General features: G+C 64.1%; 14 protein-coding genes and 1 tRNA gene. 6 read left to right on the top strand and 9 right to left on the bottom strand.

Features of this window, described 5'->3' with window-relative positions:
• The 6 genes from EVC45_RS18145 to EVC45_RS47645 form a co-directional block, all read right to left on the bottom strand.
• Positions 1-576: a TMEM175 family protein gene (locus tag EVC45_RS18145; RefSeq protein ID WP_129959322.1), complete on the bottom strand. Its 576-nt coding sequence runs from the start codon at positions 574-576 to the stop codon at positions 1-3.
• A 148-nt stretch (positions 577-724) separates the two neighbouring features.
• The gene (locus EVC45_RS18140) at positions 725-1,078 is read right to left on the bottom strand and encodes a cupin domain-containing protein (protein WP_129959321.1); all 354 of its coding nucleotides are present in this window, start codon (positions 1,076-1,078) and stop codon (positions 725-727) included.
• Between the two features lie 28 nt (positions 1,079-1,106).
• The gene (locus EVC45_RS18135) at positions 1,107-2,504 is read right to left on the bottom strand and encodes an FAD-containing oxidoreductase (protein WP_129959320.1); all 1,398 of its coding nucleotides are present in this window, start codon (positions 2,502-2,504) and stop codon (positions 1,107-1,109) included.
• Between the two features lie 170 nt (positions 2,505-2,674).
• A complete protein-coding gene (locus tag EVC45_RS18130; protein ID WP_062129896.1) occupies positions 2,675-2,863 on the bottom strand; it encodes a hypothetical protein in 189 nt (62 codons plus the stop codon).
• A gap of 135 nt (positions 2,864-2,998) precedes the next feature.
• On the bottom strand, positions 2,999-5,314 hold the full coding sequence (locus EVC45_RS18125) for a bifunctional diguanylate cyclase/phosphodiesterase (RefSeq protein ID WP_129959319.1): 2,316 nt from the start codon (positions 5,312-5,314) through the stop codon (positions 2,999-3,001).
• 276 nt (positions 5,315-5,590) lie between these two features.
• Positions 5,591-6,631, bottom strand: coding sequence for an SH3 domain-containing protein (locus EVC45_RS47645; RefSeq protein WP_129959318.1), 1,041 nt, complete (start codon positions 6,629-6,631; stop codon positions 5,591-5,593).
• 287 nt (positions 6,632-6,918) lie between these two features.
• On the opposite strand from EVC45_RS47645, the gene EVC45_RS18115 reads away from it, so the two are divergent.
• A complete protein-coding gene (locus tag EVC45_RS18115; RefSeq protein WP_129959317.1) occupies positions 6,919-7,545 on the top strand; it encodes a lysozyme inhibitor LprI family protein in 627 nt (208 codons plus the stop codon).
• Between the two features lie 82 nt (positions 7,546-7,627).
• On the opposite strand, the gene EVC45_RS18110 is transcribed toward EVC45_RS18115, so the two are convergent.
• Together EVC45_RS18110 and EVC45_RS18105 are read right to left on the bottom strand one after the other, a co-directional pair.
• On the bottom strand, positions 7,628-7,918 hold the full coding sequence (locus tag EVC45_RS18110) for a helix-turn-helix domain-containing protein (RefSeq protein WP_129959316.1): 291 nt from the start codon (positions 7,916-7,918) through the stop codon (positions 7,628-7,630).
• 32 nt (positions 7,919-7,950) lie between these two features.
• Positions 7,951-9,399, bottom strand: coding sequence for a PLP-dependent aminotransferase family protein (locus tag EVC45_RS18105; protein WP_129959315.1), 1,449 nt, complete (start codon positions 9,397-9,399; stop codon positions 7,951-7,953).
• Between the two features lie 114 nt (positions 9,400-9,513).
• Between EVC45_RS18105 and EVC45_RS18100 the strand changes: the two genes are divergently transcribed.
• A complete protein-coding gene (locus EVC45_RS18100) occupies positions 9,514-11,862 on the top strand; it encodes an FdhF/YdeP family oxidoreductase (protein WP_129959314.1) in 2,349 nt (782 codons plus the stop codon).
• A 38-nt stretch (positions 11,863-11,900) separates the two neighbouring features.
• Here EVC45_RS18100 and EVC45_RS18095 read toward each other — a convergent pair whose 3' ends face one another.
• On the bottom strand, positions 11,901-12,404 hold the full coding sequence (locus tag EVC45_RS18095) for a M48 family metallopeptidase (protein WP_129959313.1): 504 nt from the start codon (positions 12,402-12,404) through the stop codon (positions 11,901-11,903).
• A 211-nt stretch (positions 12,405-12,615) separates the two neighbouring features.
• Here EVC45_RS18095 and EVC45_RS18090 point away from each other — a divergent pair.
• The 4 genes from EVC45_RS18090 to EVC45_RS18075 all read left to right on the top strand — a co-directional run bounded on the left by EVC45_RS18090 (position 12,616) and on the right by EVC45_RS18075 (position 17,497).
• Positions 12,616-12,702: transfer RNA gene (locus tag EVC45_RS18090), tRNA-Leu, on the top strand.
• A gap of 106 nt (positions 12,703-12,808) precedes the next feature.
• Entirely contained in the window at positions 12,809-14,161 is a 1,353-nt protein-coding gene (locus tag EVC45_RS18085) for an integrase (RefSeq protein ID WP_248295179.1), read from the top strand.
• Positions 14,158-15,954: a hypothetical protein gene (locus EVC45_RS18080; RefSeq protein WP_129959311.1), complete on the top strand. Its 1,797-nt coding sequence runs from the start codon at positions 14,158-14,160 to the stop codon at positions 15,952-15,954. Before EVC45_RS18085 ends, EVC45_RS18080 begins: the two co-directional genes overlap by 4 nt.
• A 106-nt stretch (positions 15,955-16,060) precedes the next feature.
• Positions 16,061-17,497: a hypothetical protein gene (locus tag EVC45_RS18075; protein ID WP_129959310.1), complete on the top strand. Its 1,437-nt coding sequence runs from the start codon at positions 16,061-16,063 to the stop codon at positions 17,495-17,497.
• The last annotated feature ends 54 nt before the right edge of the window (positions 17,498-17,551 follow it).

Raw genomic sequence — 17,551 nt, 5'->3', positions numbered from 1 at the left:
TCAAGCCTCCAGCACGTGTTCGATGCGCCGGTCCGGCACGAACCACCACGCGGCAGCGAGCGCGTACAGCGCGGCCGACGCCCATGGCATCACGAACGCGAGCCCGATGCCGAGCAGGTAGATGACGACGGAGACCTTGCCCTTGAAGTCGTTGCCGAGCGCCTTGGCCAGTGCCGAGTCGCCGCCGTGCTGAGCAATCAGCGCGCGCGTCAGGATGAAATACGCGATCGCCGACATGAACAGCACGATGCCGTACATCGCGGTCGGCCACGCGGCCAGATGGTTTTGGCCGACCCAGTGCGTGACGGCCGGCAACAGCGACAGCCAGAACAGCAGATGCAGGTTCGCCCACAGCACGCGGCCGTTGACCTTCTGCACCGCATGAAACATGTGATGGTGATTGTTCCAGTAGATGCCGACGTAGACGAAGCTCAGCACATACGCGCAGAACACCGGCACGACCGGACGCAGCGCGGCAAGATCGTGACCTTCGGGCACCTTCAGTTCGAGCACCATGATCGTGATGATGATGGCGATGACGCCATCGCTGAAGGCTTCGACGCGACTCTTGCCCATGCTGCGATGTCCCGAGAATGAATGCGGTGGAGCGCACAGCCCGCCCGCGCCTTGCGCGCGGGCCGCGCCGCTGCCGATTATCGGTGATGGTGTGAGGATTTGTCGATGCGCGGCAGCCGGCAGCGCGCATCGCTTTGTCCGCGTCGGCTCACGGGTAATAGACGGCGAGCCACACGCTCGGCTCGGTATCGCTCGTCCATGCGACGCGGTGGCGGCAATGGGCTTCGATCAGCACGTGATCGCCGGGCTTCATCCGATGCGGCTCGGGGACACCGTCGAATTCGAGCACCGCCGCGCCGCTGAGCAGCACGACCCATTCGGCGCGCGGGCTGTCGTACCAGAAGCCGGGCGGACTCGCCTGGCCCGTCGAGACGATCCGCTCGATCGTCACGCCGCCCTGCTCGACCAGCGCGTCGACCTGCTCATCGGGCGTCGTCCCCAACTGCGCGACCGCGCCGAACAGGTTGCCACTGCGACGTGCGGATTTGAGCGAGCTTGTCATCGGCGTGTCGCGCCAGCGTGAAGGCAGTTCACTGCATCGGCTTGAGCCCATCGAGCAGCGTCGGTACCAGCTCGCTGATGGTCGGATGCACGTGCATTGCGTATTGCAAGGTCGGATACGGCGCGCCCGCGGTCATGATGTCGACGAACGAATGGATCGCCTCGTCGCCTTCGACGCCGTGAATCGCCGCGCCGAGTATCTGTTTGCTGTTCGCATCGACGAGCGCCTTCATGAAGCCGTCGGTTTCGCCGCGCTCGCGCGCCCGGCCCACGCGCGACATCGGCATCGTCGCGATCAGCGCTTCGCGGCCGCTCTTGCGCACCTCCTCCTCCGACATGCCGACGCGCGCGAGCGGCGGATCGACGAACACCGCGTACGTCATGATCCGCGTGTCGACGCTGCGCGCGGCGCCGTCGAGCAGGTTCGCGGCGACGATCTGGTAATCGTCGTAGGACGTATGCGTAAATGCGCCGCGGCCGTTCACGTCGCCGATCGCCCACACGCCCGGCACGCTGGTGCGCAACTGGCCGTCGACGACGATCGTGCCGTGCCGGTCGGTCTCGATGCCGGCGACGTCGAGACCGAGGTCGTCGGTATTCGGCCGGCGGCCGGTGGCCAACAACAGGTGCGACGCCTCCATCGCCGGGATGTTCTGCTCGAAGCCGATGCACACGTCGTTCGCTCGATGCGGATGCGGCTCGACACGGGTCGGCTGCACGCCGAAATGAAACTCGATGCCTTCGCACGCGAGCACCTTCTGCACCGACTGCGCGAAATCGGCATCCTCGCGGGTCAGCACGCGCTCGCCACGCACCAGCACGCTGACGCGGCTGCCGAAGCGGCGAAACACCTGAGCGAATTCGAGCGCGATATAACTGCCGCCGACGATCACCAGATGATCCGGCAACGCGGTCAGTTCGAGCAGCGTCGAGTTCGTGTAGTAAGGAATCCGCTGGATGCCTTCGAGCGGCGGCACGACGGCGCGCGTACCGGTGTTGATGAAGATCTCGAAGGCGCTGAGCTCGTCCAGCAGTTGGCCGTCGCGCCCGCTGATCGAGAGCGTACGCGCGCCGGTGAAGCGCGCGTGAGCGTTGAACACCGTGATGTTTTCCGTGCCGCGCAGCCATTTTTCGACGCCGCTGCGCGACTGTCCGATGATCCGGTCCTTGCGCGCCTTCACGGCCGCCATATCGACGCTGACCGAACCGACCTGCACGCCGAGGTCCGCCGCGTGGCGCGCCACGTGCGCCGCGCGGGCGCTCGCCACATAGGATTTGGTCGGCGTGCAGCCAACGTTCACGCAGGTGCCGCCGAACTCCGCCCGTTCGATCACCGCGGTGCGGCGTCCGCTTTGAGCGAGCCGCACGGCGAGCGGCGAACCGCCTTGTCCCGTACCGATCACGACTGCGTCGAAGTGCTGTGGCATGGCAACTCTCCCAGGGCTGGGTGCAGGTCGTAGCATCTTACGCCTCGCGCCGCGTGCTGCGATGCCATGTCGGATTGTGCGGGCGCTTTGGCGACGGCCCGTCTTGCCGGACGCCGCCTGCGAGGCGGCGCCAATCAGTTTGAATGACTGCCTGTCCTGCGCAGGATTTCTCAGGCGTGGCAATGAACCGCGCAGATCAACTCGCGCGAACGTTGCAATGCAGCCTGCGCGCCGCGCGCCGCGAACACCCAACCGACCTGGCCGAGATTGAAGTCCTGCGACACCATCACCTGCATCAGCGCGACCATCGGCAATACGACCGCTGGCCGGTAAAGCTGGTTTCTGATCAACTCTGACATCACGACCCCCATCGCGGGGCGCCGCTTCGGCACCACGCACCAATAACGTTTCGATGGGGGAATTTTAGGGAGTGCGTCGCCGCCGATAAATAGCGCCAACGCGAAGTCACTTGTTCCGCAATCTGAACAATCGCATCAGGAAGCCTTCGCCATGCCGATCATCTGCGCGTCGTACAGCGTGCGCGCGTAGGCGCTCGCCCCGACCGGCCGGCTGTACAGATAGCCCTGCTGCTTGTCGCAATCGATCGCGCGCAGAAACGCCGCCTGCGCGGCGGTCTCGACGCCCTCGGCGGTGACGTTCATGCCGAGCGAATGCGCCATCGCGACGACCGCCTGCGTGATCGCGATCGAATCGCGATGATCCGGCAGTCCCGCGACGAACGACCGGTCGATCTTCAGGTTATGCAGCGGAAAGCGCTTCAGATACGACAGCGACGAATAACCGGTGCCGAAATCGTCGACCGAGACGCGCACGCCCATCGCGTTCAGCGCGCTCAGCATCGGCAGCACGGTGTCGCTGTCGCTCATCAGCAGCCGCTCGGTGATCTCGAGTTCGAGCGCGGCCGGTTCGAGCCCGGATTGCGCGAGACAACGTTCGATGCGCTCGAGCAGCCCGTCGTTGAACTGCCGCGGCGACAGGTTCACCGCGACGATCAGATGCGGCGCCAACTGGCGCCGCCATTGCGCGACCTGCTCGCACGCGTGTTCGAGCACCCAGTCGCCGATCTCGACGATCAGTCCGGCGTCCTCGGCGACCGGAATGAATTCGCCCGGCGACACATTGCCCAGTTCGCTGTTGTACCAGCGCAGCAGCGCTTCCGCGCCGATCGTGCGGCCGCTCTGGCTATCGACGATCGGCTGGTACACGAGGCTCAGCTCGTTGCCCGCGAGCGCGCGCCGCAGCGACTGCTCGATCGTGAAACGCCGCTGCAGATGCTGGTTCAGCTCGGCGGTAAAGAACTGGAAGTTGTTACGGCCGCGCTGCTTCGCGTGGTACATCGCCGAGTCGGCGTTGCGCATCAGCGTCGCGACGTCCTGGCCGTCTTCCGGAAACAGGCTGATGCCGATCGATGCGCCCAGGTAGTACTCGTTGCCCGCCACCGCGAACGGCACCGCGATCATGTCGAGAATGCGGTGCGCGAGGCCGATCAGCTCGCCGGTGTTGCCGTACGCGCTGGCGACGATCACGAACTCGTCGCCGCCGACCCGCGCGAGCGTGTCGCCGCGCCCGACGCAGGCCGACAGCCGCTCGGCGACGCTGCACAGCAACGCGTCGCCGGCTTCGTGGCCGGCGGTATCGTTGACTTTCTTGAAGCCGTCGAGATCGACGAAAAGCACGGCGACGCTGGCGAGTTCGCCATCATGGTCGCCGGCGGCGCGCGGCGCGAACAGGTCGCGCATCCGCTCGGTCAGATAGGCGCGGTTGTAGAGGCCCGTCAGCGAATCGCGGGTGGCGAGGTACTTCAGCTGGCGCTGCGCCTCGCGCACCGGCCCGATGTCGGAAAACGAGATCAGCACGGAGTCCGGCTCGCTTTCGCCGGGCCGCAGGATCGGTACGACGTTTTCCGTGATCCACACGACTTCGCCGCTCATCAACTCGAGGCCGATCGTCACGCCGAGCATCGGCTTGCCGGTCGCAAAGACCTGGGTAACCGGCCGGTTGGCGTCGCCGATCACCGAGCCGTCCTCGCCGAACGCACGTGTCATCACGCTGCGCATGCTGCGGCCGACGACCTGCGGGCTCACGTGCAGCATGCGCTGCGCACTCGGATTACAGGCGAGCACGATGCCGCTGCGCGACTGCACGACGATGCCCTCGCTCAGATGATCGACCACCAGCCGGTGCCGCTCCTCGCTATGCGCGAGGCGCTGCGCCATCTCGTCCTGATGGACCGCGAGGCCGACGCTGCTGCCGATGTCGCGCAGCATCGCCTCTTCCTCGGGGGTCGGACGGCGGATGGTGCGGTAGTAGACGGCAAATGCGCCGAGCACGATGCCGGCGTCGTTTTCGAAGGGCACGGACCAGCATGCGCGCAAGCCGTGCGGCAACGCGAGATCGCGGAAGTTTTCCCACAGCGGATCGGATTCGATGTCGTCGACGATCACCAGACGGCGCTCGAACATCGCCGTGCCGCACGAGCCGACCCGCGGACCGATCGCGGCGCCCTCGATCGCCGCGCTGAACGCGGGCGGCAGCGACGGCGCGCCGCCGACGCGCACGTGCACGCCGTCGGGGTCGAGCAGCAGGATCGAGCAGCACGCGCCGTCGCCGAGCAGCGCCTCGGCGCGCCGGCAGACTTCGTCGAGCAGTTCGGGCAGCGGTGTGTTGCGGGTGATCAGCCGCAACACGCTGCGCTCGGATGCGAGTACTTCCTCGGCCCGTTCCGGCCGATAGCGGGCGCCCTCCGGCGCGGCTGTCGTCGTGCCACGTGATGTCGCTTCGCAAATCATAGTTGCGCCCCCCAACCCAACATCGGCAAGTTAGTGTACGCGGCACACCGGGGTTTACGCTAAGCCCAGCGTGAAAATCTGCAACGGATCGCGTTTGGATGGTTGCTGGTGCGGCGTGCAAGCATCGGCTGACGCGGATACGACGGGCAACAGCGCTTCTGGCGCCGTCGGGTCGCGGCCAGAGCGCCGCGGCGGCTCGACGCCGGGCCGCCGCGGCGGCACGCTGCAGCGGCCCGATGGCTTCATTGTCTTCAGCGCGGCGCCGGCGTCAATGCCTCAATTGTTGCCGCCGCCTCCGGGTGGGCGATTGCCGCCACCGCCACCGCCTTGGGGTCCGCCCTGCTGACCGCCTGACGGACGATTGCCTCCGCCCTGTTGCCCGCCGCCCGACGGGCGATTACCGCCGCCTTGCTGCCCGCTGCCCTGTAGACGATGGCCTGCGCCACCTTGCGGTCCGCCGCCCTGCTGGCCACCGCCCGGCGGGCGATTGCCGCCACCTTCCTGACCACCGCCCGGTGGACGATGGCCTGCGCCGCCTTGCGGTCCGCCGCCCTGCTGGCCACCGCCCGGCGGGCGATTGCCGCCACCTTCCTGACCACCGCCCGGTGGACGATGGCCTGCGCCGCCTTGCGGTCCGCCGCCCTGCTGGCCACCGCCCGGCGGGCGATTGCCGCCACCTTCCTGACCACCGCCCGGTGGACGATGGCCTGCGCCGCCTTGCGGTCCGCCGCCCGGTGGTCGGCCGCCTCCACCGCCGTGCTCTGCGCCGGGAGGACGGCCGGCGGCGTTGCCCGGCGGCGGACCACCCGGTGGACGCCCACCCGCATTGCCCGGCGGACGACCGCCGACATGCCCCGGCAACGGCCGCCAGTTCGGCGGCGGATGCCCGGCGCCCGGTCGCGGCGGCGGGGGCGGCGCATGACGCGACCAGCGCGATCGCTGGCCGTACCACGGCTGGCCGCGGTAGTAGTTGCCCCAGTAATCGTTGATCGAGAACGCGAGGATCGGCAGGCCGAGCGCGGCGCCGTAGTTCAGCGGCATGCTGTAGCCCTGGTACGGCGAACTGAGCCGGGATGCATACACCCAGCCGCGCAGATTCGGCGTGGCGACGTCGCACCACTGGTAGTTGCTCAGGCACCCCATCATCGTCACCGGAACGCCGCCCGGTAGCTGTGCGACGATCGGGTAATCGGATGCCGGCCCAGCGCGCACGTTGGTCCCGCTGTTCGTATAGGCCTGCGACTGCGCGCTGGCCATACCGGGCACAGTCAGCAGGCCCGCTGCCATATAAAGACCGATCACGAGTTGTCTTTGCATTCGTTCTCCCTGGTTCGACGGCCGCTTTTGACCACGCCGGCCTATGTGTCCACTCCCACTATATCGACGTTGCGCCCACTTCGTGACACGCGAACGAGTACGAGAGCCGACCCGGGCCTTCGTATCGCGGCCGCACCGTGCTCACGCACGGCACATGCCAGCCGGCGGGCCGCGCGGCAACATCTGGTAACGACCCGTGCGAACTCCCGCGTTGTTCGGACGTCCGCAAGGCGCGCGACCGGTCGATCATCGGCGGCATGATCAATCGATGCATCGCCGGGACCCTGATGACTCTCTTCCGCCCACTCCTGATCGCCGGACTGCTGCTCGCGCATCCGTACGCCAACGCAACCAGCTTCGACTGCCAACGCGGCCGCTCGCCGACCGAGCGCATGATTTGCGGCGACTCCGCGCTGTCGATGCTCGACGACACGTTGGGCCAACTCTACTGGAAAGCACGTCGACGAGTCGCCCAGCGCCGCGCGTTCATCGACGACAGCGACAGCAAGTGGGCCTGGCGCGAAGCGAACTGCCGCGACGCGGCGTGTTTGCGAACGTGGTATGCGATGCGCATCGACGAATTGCAGCGGCTGCTGGGTAGCCTGTCGAGCGGCGCGCGGCACGCGGTGTCCGTTGATGTGGATGGGCCTGCGCCCTCGGTCCCGTCGAAGCTGCAATGCACGGCCGCGAAGCTCGGTCTCGTCGTGAACGATCAGTGTGCGAGCGTGATCGGGCAGTCCGGCAAGCGGTGGAAGTATCAGCCGCGCGATGCCGACTGGTTCTGCGGCGTGGCCACGCTAGAGGCGCCGGACCTTGCGCCAGCGCAATCCCAATCGACGCCATCGCCGATGCCGATGCCGACGCAGCCGCAGCCGCAACCGCAACCGCAGGTGCAGGCGAGCGCCGGGCAATGAAGCGGCGCAACACACCGCCAATGCCGTCAGCTATCGTGCGCACCCGATGAATGGCGCGCCGCTGGCCGTTGCGCCGAAAAGCTCAGTCGGCGGCGGACGGCTCGCCGCCCTTGTCCGAGTCGAACAGGTCCGCGCAAAGCTGAGCGCCAATTTCGCTCAGCGACGCGGTTCCGGTGCCATCGTCGTGGAAAATCGGGTCGACGAGACCGCCGCCCGCGAGCGCCGTCAAGTGCCGCCGCAAGCTACTCATCGGCACGCCCGCCTGCTTCGACAGCTTCGCGAGCGACCACGCGCGCTGGGGCGTTTCGCGATGCGCGCGCCAAAGCTGCGCGAGTATCGCGACGAGTTGCGGGTCGACTTCGTCGTCGTTCATGCGGGTCTCCTTGTTGTGATGTGTAGTTTGCATCACCGCGGCTCCGTTCCTGCCATCGCCGTAGCCAGTTCACCGAGCGTCTTCAATGCCGCCTCGGCTTGCGCGGTCCACGGGTAGCTGTAATTGAGCCGGACGAAGTGCCGAAAATCGTTGCGGGTCGAAAACATCATCCCCGGTCCGACCGTGATTCCACGTTCGAGAGCCAACTGATAAAGCCTCATCGAGTCGATTGCAACGGGTAGTTCGACCCACAGCACGTAGCCGCCGCGCGGCGTCGACACGCGCGTGCCGACCGGGAAAAAGCGCAGCACCAGCGCGCTCATGATGCTCGCCTGCTGGCGGTAGACGCGGCGCAGGTGCCGCAGATGCCGGTCGTAGCCGTCCTGACGCAGATAATCGGCGACCGCGACCTGCGGCACCGACGGCGTCGTCAGCGTATTCAGGAACTTGAGCTTCTCGACCTGCGCGCGATACCGCCCCGGCAGTGCCCAGCCGATCCGGTACGACGCCGTCAGGCTTTTCGAGAACGACGCACAGTGCAGCACGAGCCCCTGGGTGTCGAAAGTCTTCAGCGTCGACGGCCGCGCGTCGCCGAAATAGAGCTCCTGGTAGACGTCGTTCTCGATCGCCGGAATCTCGTGCGCGGCCAGCAGTTCGACCAGTTGCCGCTTGCGCTCGTCCGACATGCAAAAACCGAGCGGATTCTGGAAATTCGGCATCACCATGCAGGCGGCGATCTTTTGCCGCGCGATCACCTTCGCGAGCGCGTCGATGTCGATGCCGTCGACCGGATGCGTCGCCACCTCGATCGCGCGCATGCCGAGGCGCTCGATCGCGTGCAGCATCGCATAGTAGGTCGGCGATTCGACCACGACGGTATCGCCCGGCTTCGCGACCGCCTGCAGGCTCAGATTGATCGCCTCCGTCGCGCCGAGCGTAATCACGATTTCGTCCGGGTCGACCGGCAGACCGTTTTCCGCGTAGCGCCGCGCGATCTGCCGGATCAGCTCGGGATTGCCCGGCGGCAGATCGTCGATCAGGTTCCAGCTCGCGTGCCGCCGCGCGATCGCGTTCGCGTACTGGTTGATGCGCCGCCACGGGAACAGCGACGGATCGGGATACGGCGAGCCGAACGGCACCGCGTCGTGCGCGCGGATGCTGCGCAGTGTGGACAGCACGAGCCGGCTCACGTCGACCGTGGCGGGCACCGGCGGGGGCGCCGACTTGCGGCCCGCGCGTGGCGCGGCGGGCGCCGGCGCGAGCGCCCGCGCGGCCGCATCGCGCACGAAATAGCCGGACTGCGGCCGGCTCTCGACGATGCCGCGGCTCTCCAGCAGCGCATACGCGTGCAGCACCGTTTTGATGCTGACGCCGTGCTGCTGGCTCGCCTGACGCACCGACGCGATCCGTTCGCCGGCCGCGAACACGCCGCGTCGCACGGCTTCGGTGATTTCGTCGGCGAGTTTCTCGTAGAGCTTCATCGCGCAACTGTACTCCTATTCTTTCCGATTTTCTGTATCCGACGTGCAATGTGGAACACAGTACGCTGCGAGGCATTGGTCTGCAAACCTGTCGAATCCGTCCATCGCCGCGTCATGAAGAAGAACGAAGCCCGCACCGAATCCATTCCTGGAGCCCGCATCGAGCCGTACAAGCACCCCGCCGCCGGCTGGGGCGCGCTGAAGTACGTCGCCATCAATCTGCTCAAGGAAAAGGTCGCGGGCGGCAACTACCGCACGCTGCTCAAGCAGAACCAGCCCGACGGCTTCGACTGCCCCGGCTGCGCGTGGCCGGATCGCGAGCACGCCTCGACCTTCGAGTTCTGCGAAAACGGCGTGAAGGCGGTGGCCGCCGAAGCGACGGCCAAGCGCGCAACGCCCGCGTTGTTCGAGCGGCACAGCGTCGCCGAGCTCATGACGCAATCGGACTTCGAACTCGAGCAGCACGGCCGCCTGACCGATCCGCTCGTCTACGACGCCGCGCGCGACCGCTATGTGCCGATCGGCTGGGACGACGCGTTCGCACTGATCGCGAGCCATCTGAAGCGCCTCGACGATCCGGACCGCGCCGCGTTCTATACATCGGGCCGCGCGAGCAACGAAGCCGCGTTCCTGTACCAGCTGTTCGTGCGCATGTACGGCACCAACAACTTTCCCGACTGCTCGAACATGTGCCACGAGGCGACCAGCCGTGGCCTGCCGCACACGGTCGGCATCGGCAAGGGCACGGTCACGCTCGACGACTTCGAACACGCGGACACGCTGCTGATCTTCGGCCAGAACCCGGCCACCAACCATCCGCGCATGCTCGGCGAGCTGCGCGAATGCGCGAAGCGCGGCGCCACGATCGTGTCGATCAATCCGCTGAAGGAACGCGGCCTCGAACGCTTCGCGAGTCCGCAGCATCCGGTCGAAATGCTGACGATGGGCAGCACGAAAATCAGCTCGGTGTTCATCCGTCCGAAGGTCGGCGGCGACTTTGCGCTGATCAAGGGCGTCGCCAAACGCGTGCTCGAACTCGATGACGAAGCACTCGCGTCGGGCCTCGCGCGGGTGCTCGACGTCGACTTCATCGCCGCGCACACGGTCGGCTTCGCTGCGTTCGCCGACGATCTGCGCGCCGAGCACTGGGACACGATCGTCGCCGAAGCAGGCGTGCCGTTCGACGAGGTGCTGAAGCTCGCCGATATCTACGTGAAGGGTCGCGCAGTGATTTCGACGTGGGGCATGGGTCTCACGCAGCACAAGAATTCGGTCGCGACGGTGCAGCTGCTGTCGAACCTGATGATGATGCGCGGCAATATCGGCCGGCGCGGCGCGGGGCTGTGCCCGGTGCGCGGCCACTCGAACGTGCAGGGCGACCGCACGGTCGGTATCGAGGAGAAGCCGACCGACGCGTTTCTCGACCGCCTCGGCGCGGCCTACGATTTCGAGCCGCCGCGCGAGCACGGGCTCGATGTCGTCAACACGATTCAGGCGATGCTCGATGGCAAGGTCAAAGTGTTCATCGGCCTGGGCGGCAATTTCTCGATCGCGACGCCGGACACGCCGCGCACGTGGGACGCGATGCGCGCGTGCGATCTGACCGTGCACGTGACGACCAAGCTCAATCGCAGCCACCTCGTGCATGGCCGCGACGCGCTGATCCTGCCGACGCTCGGGCGCACCGAGATCGATATGCAGAACGGCGTCGCGCAAGGCGTCAGCGTCGAGGATTCGATGAGCATGGTGCACATGTCGTACGGGATGAACAAGCCGGCGTCGGACAATCTGCTGTCCGAAGTGGCGATCGTCGCGCGCATCGCGCATGCGACTTTGGGCAGCGGCAAGGTGGACTGGCTCGCGCATGCGGCCGACTACGCGTTGATTCGCGACGGCATCGCGAAGGTGATCGACGGCTTCGACGACTACAACGAGCGCCTGAAGAAACCTGGCGGCTTCCATCTCGGCGTCGCGTCGCGCGATCGCATCTGGAAAACGCCGAGCGGCAAGGCGCAGTTCATTGCGCACGCGATCGCGCTCGACACGCCGATTCATCAGGCGAGGAAGCTTCACGGCGAACGCCTGATGACGCTGATGACCACCCGCTCACATGATCAGTACAACACGACGATTTACGGTCTCGACGATCGCTATCGCGGCGTGTACGGACAGCGGCGCGTGCTGTTCGCAAACAGGGACGATCTCGCGATGCTCGGATTGGCGGCCGGTCAGCGTGTGGATATTACGAGCGTGTGGGCCGATGGCGTCGAACGTCGCGTGGACGGCTTTCTGCTCGTCGAGTACGACATTCCGCGCGGCTGCCTCGGTGCTTATTACCCGGAGACGAATCCGCTGGTGCCTCTTTCGTCGGTCGCGGATGGCGCGGGGACGCCGACGTCGAAGTCGATTCCGGTGCTGTTGACGGCGTCGGTGGTGGAGGATGCCGCGGAACTGGCGGCTTAAGGTCAGTTTCGTTTGCCGCGCCTGTCGCGCGGCGTATCTCACACGGTCTTCTTCGCCAGATCGCGATGCGTCAGATATAGACGCAGATCGAATTCGATCTGGTGGTACCCCGGCTGCATGAACTCGCACAGACGATAGAACGCCTTGTTGTGATCGCTCTCTTTCAGATGAGCGAGTTCGTGCACGACGATCATCTTCAGAAACTCCGGCGCCGCGCCCTTGAATAACGACGCGATGCGGATTTCCTTCTTCGCCTTCAGCTTGCTGCCCTGCACGCGCGAAATGCTCGTGTGCAGGCCGAGCGCGTGACGCATCACGTCGAGCTTGCTGTCGTAGGTGACCTTGTCGATCTGCTCGGCGTTGCGCAGGTGTTCGCGTTTGAGCTCCGCGCAGTAGTCATACAGCGCGCGGTCGGTTTGCACCTCGTGCGTGTTCGGGTACTTCTGCGCGAGATAGGAGCCGAGCTGATCGGCGGCGATCAGCGTTCTCACCTTGTCTTGCAGAGGTGCGGGATAGCCGGTCAGGTATTTGAGGGGGGACATGGTCTTCGCATTTTGGCGTCCCCGAGAATTTCGCCGCAACGGGCGCTAGAACAATAAGCGTGGTGGGGAAACGCCTGGTGCCGGGGATCGGACTCGAACCGACAAGCCGTAAGGCGGCGGATTTTAAGTCCGCTATTCGGCACTTTTGGGGTACTTCCTTTGATCTGGCACTCTGTGTAAAATGGACACATTTGTCAATGTAGTGTCCGCTGCCGGCGTGGCGAAATCGGTATACGCAAGGGACTTAAAATCCCTCCTTCTAACGGAGATGCGGGTTCAAGTCCCGCCGCCGGCACCATAACGGACACGCGCGTCGCGCAATGCCCACCTCTGATAGGCCTGGCGTCCACACTCTTCCCCTACTCCGATTGACCAAGGTCCGGAGCAGCTCTGGCACCGGCTGCTTGCCGGTCGACCACCGTCACCGCGGCAACCACATTAAGTATTGGCGCGAACCCACGAAACCGAGCGCCACGCGCTGGACAGAATTCCGTTCGTTCCCTCTTGTGGTCGACAGTGCAGGCGCGCCGTGGGCGGCCGCCTGCCTTTGGCTGCTGGACAGGGCGCAAGCCAAGCCGCTGGGAATCAACTCGCTCAGGCCAGTGGCTCAGGACTTGGCCGCGTACAAGGCGTTCCTAGATGAGTTGGCCCTTGAATGGGACGACTTCTCCGCGGTCGAGAAATACGCCCGCCCCACCTACCTGTACCGAAATCATCTTCATGCCCAACTCAATGCGGGCGAGCTGAAGAGGTCGACAGCCTCAAGGCGCATGTCGTCCGTCATCAATTTCTATCGCTTTCTCATGCGCAACCCTCGTATGCAATTCTCTCCTGCAAACGACCCGTGGGTCGAGCGGGATGTGGGCATTGAATATCGGGACAGCAAGGGCTTCAGGCAGGTTGCGACCGTCACGACTACCGACGTGTCTATTAAGGCAATCAAGTATCAGGATGCATGGGACGAAAGCATCAACGACGGGGGTAAGCTGCGCCCTTTGCCGGTGTCGGAACAGAAAGCCTTGGTGGCCGCTTTAAAGGAGCTGGGCAACATCGAGTACGAGCTGATGCACTACATCGCGCTGCTGACGGGGGCGCGTGAAATGACAGTGCTCACACTTAGGGTCCGAGACGTAATGCGCCCACCGGACCAAATTCCGCAGTGGTCGCACAAGATTCGCTGCGGTCCTGGCACGGGTATCGACACCAAAGGCGATGTTGTCGACGTTTACCTCTCGATGCCGCGCGTGCTCTATGAACGGTTACACGCTTATGCAGTCTCGGAGCGCGCCATGCATAGACGAGCCAAGACAGCCAAGGGCGAAGACCCGATGAACTACCTGTTCCTAACCCAGCGGGGGCAGCCCTATTATGAGTCCAAGGAGGACCGCAATGCGGTGCGCGATTCCACCACCCCGCTGCGGCGTTCTACGCTGAGTGGTAGGCCGCTGCGCAAATTCATCGAGCAAAGCGTAACTCCCGTCGTTCGCAAGACCAACCCCAAGTTCACGTACCGATTCCATGATCTGCGAGCCACCTTCGGCATGAACTGGGTCGACTACCAAATGCTCGAAGCCGGACCGGATGGCTTAGGCAAACGTTACCTCTGGGCGCGTGACCAACTGAGAAAGCTCATGTGGCACAGGAGCCCCCTGACCACCGATAAGTACCTGGAGTACCGCGAGCACATGCACCACCTTCAACGGGCGCAGCAAGGCTGGAGCGACCACTTAGTCGAACTCATCCGGGGCACGGTGTGAGTTCGCTCAACGCAATGCCGTCAGCTAACTGGCAACGCTGCACGCCCACCTACGTCAGGACGCTGCCCGTTCTCGACTTTCCGTTCGACACGCCTCCGGACATCTACGCCCCAGCGAGCACCGTGCTGCGGCTCGGGGATGGGAGTCAGTTCTACGCATTCCGGTTCTGCCACCTCCGACGCGAAGGTGAGGGACGGGGCGTCATCAAGTCCTTCGATGTCGCCTCGCTGTCCGAAGCTCGGGTCAAGGCGATGCCTGGGGCCTTTGAACGCCTGTCCAAATGGTTTCGTTTCAACAACGCCAGGCCCAGGTCTGTCGAACGATCACTTCATGAACTAGGCTCCCTGCTATCGTGGGCCGACCAACCCCAGCATGCCGGACGCTTCGAGGCGCTGCTGAGTGACCCGGATCTCGCCTTGGAGGCTCTGAAGGGCTACCACACGTACCTTCGCAACCAACTGCAAAGCCATCAGCTCGCCTCCGGGACCGCGAGCAAGAGAGACCAGGGCGCCATCGCGTGCCTGTCGGAGATCCATGGTCGCATCTACACGGATCACATCGAGCCGCTGCCGCGTGGCCAAGGAAAAGGAACCGAAGCCCCGGACACTCAAGCCGTTGGAGAATTCAGCTCGACGCTTCAGGCCGTCTTCGATTCGGCCGCCGAGATGGTCTTGGGTGAACATCCTGTTCCATCTGAGCGCTTGTTGCGGGTGTTCGCCTCGGACGACTCTAAGGCGGTTGAGCTTAGGGCGAGTTACGGCCCGCTGCGGCTCATGGAGTTGGCCTGCGTAACCTTCGCGGGCTTGGTATTTGTCGACTCCGGCGCGAACCTGTCGGTTCTCAAAGCGTACGAGGAGCCAGAGGACCTAGAAGAGCAACTGGCTGAGCCCGACCGCATCAACCTGACGCAGAAGGCAGTGAAATTCCGCGCCCGCGGAAAAGATGTGGAAGTCCACCTGTCGGCTACCACGATGACCCGTTTGAAGACATACCTGCGGGTGCGCCAAGCACTTGTGGCCTCGTTGGGCGGGTTTGACATTGCGCCAATGTTCATTCAGTGCAACTACGACAACTTGAGAGGCGAACCAACTGCCGTCTGTTCGCTCGACCAGAGCTTCTTGCACTATATCAGGCGGAAGGTCGTCCGTGCGGGGGCGAGTCTGCCCAGCGTGACATTGCGTCAGCTACGAGCCTATAAGCAGCAGGATTTGGTCAGAAGAGCCCCCGTTTCAGTGGCCGCTAAGGTCATGGGCCACAGCATAAAGACCGCTATCACGGCGTACTGCAAGGCCTTGGAGGCCACGCGACATACCGAAATGGGCGAGTTTCTGGGTTCTCTACAAAAAACCGTTTTGGCGGCTTCCGAGTGTCCTCCAAATGGAGCGCATGAGGAAGTCATTCCCATCGGCCTCTGCGCAAACCATGGAAAGCCCTCGCCCACCGCCTCGTCGGCGGTCGTAGCGCCGGATTGCAGCAAGGTGGAGGGGTGTTTCTTCTGTGACAACTACCGCCTTCATGCGGACGCAGAGGACATGAGAAAGCTGATGTCGTGTCGCCGGGTGCTCAAGTACATCGTCCCTCTGAACGGGGACTCGGTTCGAGCTGAGCGAATTTACACTGCCGTAGTGGACCGCATTGACGCGCTGCTTGGGGAGCTTAAGCGGCGCCAGCCACAAGCCTATGAAAGTGTCCGAGTGAACGTCGAAGAGGGAGGCCAACTTACCCGCTACTGGGCCGGGAAGCTACAGCAACTGCATCTGCTGGGCATGCTGCCAGCGTTGACCGCTCAATAGGCTCTCCAAGGGCCTACCGTACATGAATACTTCGCGCCTTACTCTGCCTTCATCGTCCTCCGTCGAGGAAACGGCTCACCCATTGTTCTTCCCGGCTGAGGTACCGGTGAGCTACGACACGACTGGCAATGTGGTCTCGCGGTTCGGCGACCTCTCGTGGGACTTGAGCAGCATGAGCACTGACGGCACCTCGGTCAAAACGCTGCACTTCTATGCCGCAGAGGGAGCATCTGCCTCGGGCCTGAAATCGCTCATTCGCGAGCAGCACAAGGCCCTTGTCTGGCTACACATGGAGGCCGGCAAGACCAGGGCCTGGACCACGCTTCTAAGCACAAACCTAGCTCTGACCGCGTGGTGCGAAAAAGCCGCCAATAGGGAGATGGACCTCTACACCCTGCTGACCAGCGCCGAATGGCTCACCGAGGGCTCGCGTGAAATGAATACGCTCTATGTGGACCTGACGTCGGCTGTGTTGAAGACCCTGTGGCGTCACCGCCAGCAATTGCGTGCGCCGGAGGATGTTCAGCTTCAGAAGCTTCGACGTGTCTTGAACAAGGAGGCTAGGAGCCGTCCTGAGACGCGGCAAACTCCGCTTATCCCATCGCGCGTGTACTGTGCCATCCTGGCCGCGCTGGGTGACCGCATGAGTCTCATCGAGCACGAGCTTGACTCACTGCTTAGCGCTTATGCAAGGGACCGCGCAGTATCACGCAATGCCCCAGAAAACTTGACGCTAAGGGAGCGCAACACGTTCCGAGCTGAGACGCTTGCCGATGCTGTCGAGCGCATGAAGGGGTTGGGCTACGAGCCAGCACCGCGCGTTGGGGTCGACAAGTTCATCGCCAGACGCATCACTGAGCACCAGTTGGCCCTGATGTTGGTGGTGGCTGCTTACAGCGGCATGCGTGTCGGCGAGGTATCCATCCTGCCGTTTGATGATGTGCTGGTCGAGTTCGATCATATGGGTTCCACACACTTCGAACTGCAAGGCTACACCCACAAGTTGCATAACGGGGTCAAGCGCCCGACGACTTGGATAACAAGCCACCAAGGTGCCCATGCCGTGCGGCTGGCTCAACGCATTGCCAGTGTGATTCAACAAGGGCAAGGCTTGCTGCCCAAGGCAGGGCAGCGAGCCTTGCTGTTCCCCTCAACCGTCAATCCCTACAGGTCGATGTCCGACACGGCCGTCCAACGCGGCTTGACAAGTCTGCGAAAAGTTTTATGTCCGGTAATAGAGCAACCTGACATCGACGAACTTGATCGGTTGGAGATGGCTCGTGGCTGGGCGCGTGACGACATCGTCGTCGGACAGCGTTGGCCCTTGGCATTCCACCAGTTACGCCGCAGCCTGGCGGTCTACGCGCACCGGTCCGGCATGGTCAGCCTGCCGGCCCTCAAGGCACAGTTGCAGCACATTACTCAAGAGATGACAGCCTACTACGCTGACGGCTTCTCCAGAGCCGTTAACCTCGTGTTCGACAAGATGCACTTCTCCTACGAGTGGCAGGCGGCAAAGGGGCAATGTCCCAATGACAGTTGAAGGTTGGGACGGCGGGTGCGGCATAGGTTAGGCGACCTTTCGATCATGGTCAAT

The organism is Paraburkholderia sp. UYCP14C (genome assembly GCF_004197395.1).
Taxonomy (GTDB): domain Bacteria; phylum Pseudomonadota; class Gammaproteobacteria; order Burkholderiales; family Burkholderiaceae; genus Paraburkholderia.
The sequence above is the reverse complement of the archived record's forward strand: the minus strand, read 5'-3'. Positions and strand labels throughout refer to the sequence as shown.